General features: G+C 53.4%; 2 tRNA genes and 3 rRNA genes. All 5 read left to right on the top strand.

The annotated features are described in order from the left end of the window. Positions 1–449 precede the first annotated feature (449 nt). The 5 genes from RA27_RS22660 (at position 450) to rrf (ending at position 5,906) form a co-directional block, all read left to right on the top strand. Positions 450–1,911, top strand: a 16S ribosomal RNA gene (locus RA27_RS22660). 140 nt (positions 1,912–2,051) lie between these two features. Next, a tRNA-Ile gene (locus RA27_RS22655) sits at positions 2,052–2,128 on the top strand. A 31-nt stretch (positions 2,129–2,159) separates the two neighbouring features. After that, a tRNA-Ala gene (locus RA27_RS22650) sits at positions 2,160–2,235 on the top strand. 508 nt (positions 2,236–2,743) lie between these two features. Then, a 23S ribosomal RNA gene (locus tag RA27_RS22645) occupies positions 2,744–5,609 on the top strand. Between the two features lie 182 nt (positions 5,610–5,791). Continuing rightward, positions 5,792–5,906: ribosomal RNA gene (gene rrf / locus RA27_RS22640) — 5S ribosomal RNA — on the top strand. The 16S, 23S and 5S rRNA genes sit together here with 2 tRNA genes alongside, the layout of an rRNA operon. Positions 5,907–5,948: the final 42 nt, after the last annotated feature.

Genomic DNA, 5,948 nt, shown 5'->3' with positions numbered 1-5,948 from the left:
CCCTTCACCGGCGCTGCTGAGGCGGGGTTGGGACGCTGCGGGAGCGGCGGTGACGCTCAGGATAGACTGGGGGCATCTGAGGTTGGTAATTGGGCGGTTGCGCTGAGTGATTGGCGTTACGGTCTGGTTTTTGGCTCTGGGTGTTTTGTTCTTTGACATTGATGGATAACTGAAGAGATATGTGGGCGGTTTGGTTCGTTTCGACGGATTGAATGTCTGTATATCGCGCTGGTAGGGGTTTTGCCCCGATGACCAGTGTCAGCTTCACTGTTTGAGTGGTTCACCGGTTTCTTATGAAACCAGTGTACATCAAACAGATGACTTTTAGTGCGTTCTCTGGCCTAGCCGGGTTGGGGGAAGCTTATTCGCGCTCAAGTAGCCGAATAGGCGGTAGCGCACTAAAGATGTGCAGAGGTTCGAACGTCAAGGATAAGCACGTAAGTGCTTTTCAACTTGAGAGTTTGATCCTGGCTCAGAACGAACGCTGGCGGCAGGCCTAACACATGCAAGTCGAGCGCGCCTTTCGGGGTGAGCGGCGGACGGGTTAGTAACGCGTGGGAATATACCCTTTGGTACGGAATAGCCTCTGGAAACGGAGAGTAATACCGTATGAGCCCTTCGGGGGAAAGATTTATCGCCAAAGGATTAGCCCGCGTTAGATTAGGTAGTTGGTGGGGTAATGGCCTACCAAGCCTACGATCTATAGCTGGTTTTAGAGGATGATCAGCAACACTGGGACTGAGACACGGCCCAGACTCCTACGGGAGGCAGCAGTGGGGAATCTTGGACAATGGGGGCAACCCTGATCCAGCCATGCCGCGTGAGTGATGAAGGCCTTAGGGTCGTAAAGCTCTTTCGCCTGTGAAGATAATGACGGTAGCAGGTAAAGAAACCCCGGCTAACTCCGTGCCAGCAGCCGCGGTAATACGGAGGGGGTTAGCGTTGTTCGGAATTACTGGGCGTAAAGCGCACGTAGGCGGACCAGAAAGTTGGGGGTGAAATCCCGGGGCTCAACCCCGGAACTGCCTCCAAAACTATTGGTCTAGAGTTCGAGAGAGGTGAGTGGAATTCCAAGTGTAGAGGTGAAATTCGTAGATATTTGGAGGAACACCAGTGGCGAAGGCGGCTCACTGGCTCGATACTGACGCTGAGGTGCGAAAGTGTGGGGAGCAAACAGGATTAGATACCCTGGTAGTCCACACCGTAAACGATGAATGCCAGTCGTCGGGTAGCATGCTATTCGGTGACACACCTAACGGATTAAGCATTCCGCCTGGGGAGTACGGTCGCAAGATTAAAACTCAAAGGAATTGACGGGGGCCCGCACAAGCGGTGGAGCATGTGGTTTAATTCGAAGCAACGCGCAGAACCTTACCAACCCTTGACATCCCGGGACCGGTCCAGAGATGGATCTTTCACTTCGGTGACTCGGTGACAGGTGCTGCATGGCTGTCGTCAGCTCGTGTCGTGAGATGTTCGGTTAAGTCCGGCAACGAGCGCAACCCACATCCCTAGTTGCCAGCAGTTCGGCTGGGCACTCTATGGAAACTGCCCGTGATAAGCGGGAGGAAGGTGTGGATGACGTCAAGTCCTCATGGCCCTTACGGGTTGGGCTACACACGTGCTACAATGGCAGTGACAATGGGTTAATCCCAAAAAACTGTCTCAGTTCGGATTGGGGTCTGCAACTCGACCCCATGAAGTCGGAATCGCTAGTAATCGCGTAACAGCATGACGCGGTGAATACGTTCCCGGGCCTTGTACACACCGCCCGTCACACCATGGGAGTTGGTTCTACCCGACGGCCGTGCGCTAACCTTTTGGAGGCAGCGGACCACGGTAGGATCAGCGACTGGGGTGAAGTCGTAACAAGGTAGCCGTAGGGGAACCTGCGGCTGGATCACCTCCTTTCTAAGGATGTTTCTAGCATCACAGAGTTCGCTCTTGATCGTGAAACACTTAGCAGAAGATCAACAAACAAAGTTGATCAAACTCATGGACCGAGCCGTCCTCATATCTCTTCAGAACACATCAGGCCGACCGGCCTGTCTGGGTCGGTAGCTCAGGTGGTTAGAGCGCACGCCTGATAAGCGTGAGGTCGGAGGTTCAAGTCCTCCTCGACCCACCAAGCCTTTTGCGGAGCAAGGGGCGTTTTTTGTGGGGCCTTAGCTCAGCTGGGAGAGCGCCTGATTTGCATTCAGGAGGTCAGGAGTTCGATCCTCCTAGGCTCCACCATTTACCCGATCAGATCGTTAAGCACCTTTTTTGGTTCTTAACCGTCCGATTGGACGTCTCGTCCAAGTCACCCGTAAGGATGACGGACACATCAATTGACATCGTATAGAGAGAAATCAATCAACACTGTTTGATCGTGCCGAGTGTGGCGCTGATCTCGGTCGTTCTCATCTTCGGATGAGCGGCGCAGTTTGGGTCTAGCCGGCCTTTAGTGCGTATCGCGACTGAAAAGAACAGAGTTGTCCAAGTCAAATATACTAACCCGAGCGACCTGCGTTGATCAGCTGCACGGCTGAGAGACCACATGGGGTTGCTCAATTGTCCTCGTCCAAGTGGCGGGGGCGGGAAATGTATGTTTTTGGTTCAGAAGAATGACTGCCTTTAGTTACCAGCTGGGCGGTCTCGATCGATTTGATTACTAGCGCAGCTTCGGTTGTGTGCGGTCAAACGCACTCAAGTAGCCGAATAGGCGGTAGTGCCAATATCAAGTCTTTCTTTTTCTGGATCAAATCAAGCGCGAGAAGGGCGTTTGGTGAATGCCTTGGCAGCAAGAGGCGATGAAAGACGTGATACTCTGCGATAAGCCATGGGGAGCTGAGAATAAGCTTTGATCCATGGATCTCTGAATGGGGCAACCCACCTGAAAGCTTCATATTGTTATCTTTGATACTCAATATGGGGTTTAAACAGGTACTTAAGACCTGAATACATAGGGTTTTAAGAGCAAACCCGGGGAACTGAAACATCTAAGTACCCGGAGGAAAGGAAATCAATTGATACTCCCCTAGTAGCGGCGAGCGAACGGGGACCAGCCGAGCCAGATAAGTGACTAGAACACGTTGGGAAGCGTGGCCATAGCGGGTGACAGCCCCGTATAGGAAGCTTTGATGGACGTATTAAGTAGGGCGGAACACGTGAAATTCTGTCTGAAGATCGGAGGACCACCTTCGAAGGCTAAGTACTCCTTGCTGACCGATAGCGAACCAGTACCGTGAGGGAAAGGTGAAAAGCACCCCGACGAGGGGAGTGAAACAGTACCTGAAACCGAACGCCTACAATCAGTCGGAGGCTCCTTGCGAGCTGACGGCGTACCTTTTGTATAATGGGTCATCGACTTGGTCTCACGAGCAAGCTTAAGCCGTTAGGTGTAGGCGTAGCGAAAGCGAGTCTTAATAGGGCGCATGAGTTCGTGGGATCAGACCCGAAACCGAGTGATCTAGGCATGGCCAGGTTGAAGGTAAGGTAACACTTACTGGAGGACCGAACCCACATCCGTTGAAAAGGATCGGGATGAGCTGTGCCTAGGGGTGAAAGGCCAATCAAACTCGGAGATAGCTGGTTCTCTGCGAAATCTATTTAGGTAGAGCGTCATCCGAATACCCCGGGGGGTAGAGCACTGGATGGGTAATGGGGCCCCACAGGCTTACTGATCCTAACCAAACTCCGAATACCCGGGAGTACTAGATGGCAGACACACTGCGGATGCTAACGTCCGTAGTGGAGAGGGAAACAACCCTGACCTACGACTAAGGCCCCCAATTCATGGCTAAGTGGGAAAGCAGGTGGGACGACCAAAACAACCAGGAGGTTGGCTTAGAAGCAGCCATCCTTTAAAGATAGCGTAACAGCTCACTGGTCTAAATAAGTTGTCCTGCGGCGAAGATGTAACGGGGCTCAAGCCATGAGCCGAAGTCTAGGGATGCGTAAGCATCGGTAGCAGAGCGTAGTGTGACATAGCACTTATCTTGTATTATCGCCGGTCATTTGGTGCGAGCAATCGCGCTCAAGTAGCCGAATAGGCGGTAGCGCAAGATAAAGTGCTTTCGATGAAGCGGGCGCGTGAGCGATCCCGTGGAGAGATCACTAGTGAGAATGATGACATGAGTAGCGACAAAGAGTGTGAGAGACACTCTCGCCGAAAGTCCAAGGGTTCCTGCTTAAAGCTAATCTGAGCAGGGTAAGCCGGCCCCTAAGCCGAGGCCGAAAGGCGTAGGCGATGGGAACTAGGTTAATATTCCTAGGCCAGGAGGATGTGACGGATCACAGGTGTAGTTCAATCTTATCGGATTGATTGGGCTGCTGAGTGGTTCCTGGAAATAGCCCTCCATCAGACCGTACCCTAAACCGACACAGGTGGACTGGTAGAGCATACCAAGGCGCTTGAGAGAACGATGTTGAAGGAACTCGGCAAAATACCTCCGTAAGTTCGCGAGAAGGAGGCCCGGTTCCTAGGCAACTAGGGGCTGGGGGCACAAACCAGGGGGTGGCGACTGTTTATTAAAAACACAGGGCTCTGCGAAGTCGCAAGACGACGTATAGGGTCTGACGCCTGCCCGGTGCCTGAAGGTTAAAAGGAGAGGTGAGAGCCTTGAATTGAAGCCCAGGTAAACGGCGGCCGTAACTATAACGGTCCTAAGGTAGCGAAATTCCTTGTCGGGTAAGTTCCGACCTGCACGAATGGCGTAACGACTTCCCCGCTGTCTCCAACATCGACTCAGCGAAATTGAATTGCCTGTCAAGATGCAGGCTTCCCGCGGTTAGACGGAAAGACCCCGTGCACCTTTACTACAGCTTCGCACTGGCATCAGGATTGTGATGTGCAGGATAGGTGGTAGGCTTTGAAGCGGAAACGCAAGTATCCGTGGAGCCTCCCTTGAGATACCACCCTTCGCACTCTTGATGTCTAACCGCGGTCCGTTATCCGGATCCGGGACCCTGCGTGGCGGGTAGTTTGACTGGGGCGGTCGCCTCCTAAAGCGTAACGGAGGCGCGCGAAGGTTGGCTCAGAGCGGTCGGAAATCGCTCGTTGAGTGCAATGGCAGAAGCCAGCCTGACTGCAAGACTGACAAGTCGAGCAGAGTCGAAAGACGGCCATAGTGATCCGGTGGTCCCGAGTGGAAGGGCCATCGCTCAACGGATAAAAGGTACGCCGGGGATAACAGGCTGATACTGCCCAAGAGTCCATATCGACGGCAGTGTTTGGCACCTCGATGTCGGCTCATCTCATCCTGGGGCTGGAGCAGGTCCCAAGGGTACGGCTGTTCGCCGTTTAAAGAGGTACGTGAGCTGGGTTTAGAACGTCGTGAGACAGTTCGGTCCCTATCTGCCGTGGGTGTAGGAGACTTGAGAGGAGTTGCCCCTAGTACGAGAGGACCGGGGTGAACGATCCACTGGTGGACCAGTTGTCGTGCCAACGGCAGTGCTGGGTAGCTATGATCGGACAGGATAACCGCTGAAGGCATCTAAGCGGGAAGCCCCCCTCAAAACAAGGTCTCCCTGAGGGCCGTGGAAGACCACCACGTCAATAGGCCGGAGATGTAAGCGCAGTAATGCGTTCAGTTGACCGGTACTAATCGCCCGATAGGCTTGATTTGATCCAGTAATGGAAAGACAAATCAAAAGCATACACTGACCTTGAGTTGGACAACGTTGATTGACGTGAAACCCCGTAAGGGGTGACATAACAACCGTGCGGCAACGCGCATTCGCTTCGCGAATACGCTGCCTGCCGCGCGTCGCGTTTGCTTCGCAAAACGCGACGTGGGCTTTTCCTCGGTTTGGTGGTCATAGCGCAAGTGAAACACCCGGTCCCATCCCGAACCCGGAAGTTAAGCACTGCCGCGCCAATGGTACTTGGGCTTAAGCCCCGGGAGAGTAGGTCACCGCCAAACCTAGTAAAAGCCCACAGCCTCTCTAACACACGATGATAAAAA

The sequence above is a fragment of the Ruegeria sp. ANG-R genome (assembly GCF_000813985.1).
GTDB lineage: Bacteria > Pseudomonadota > Alphaproteobacteria > Rhodobacterales > Rhodobacteraceae > Ruegeria.
The sequence above is the reverse complement of the archived record's forward strand: the minus strand, read 5'-3'. Positions and strand labels throughout refer to the sequence as shown.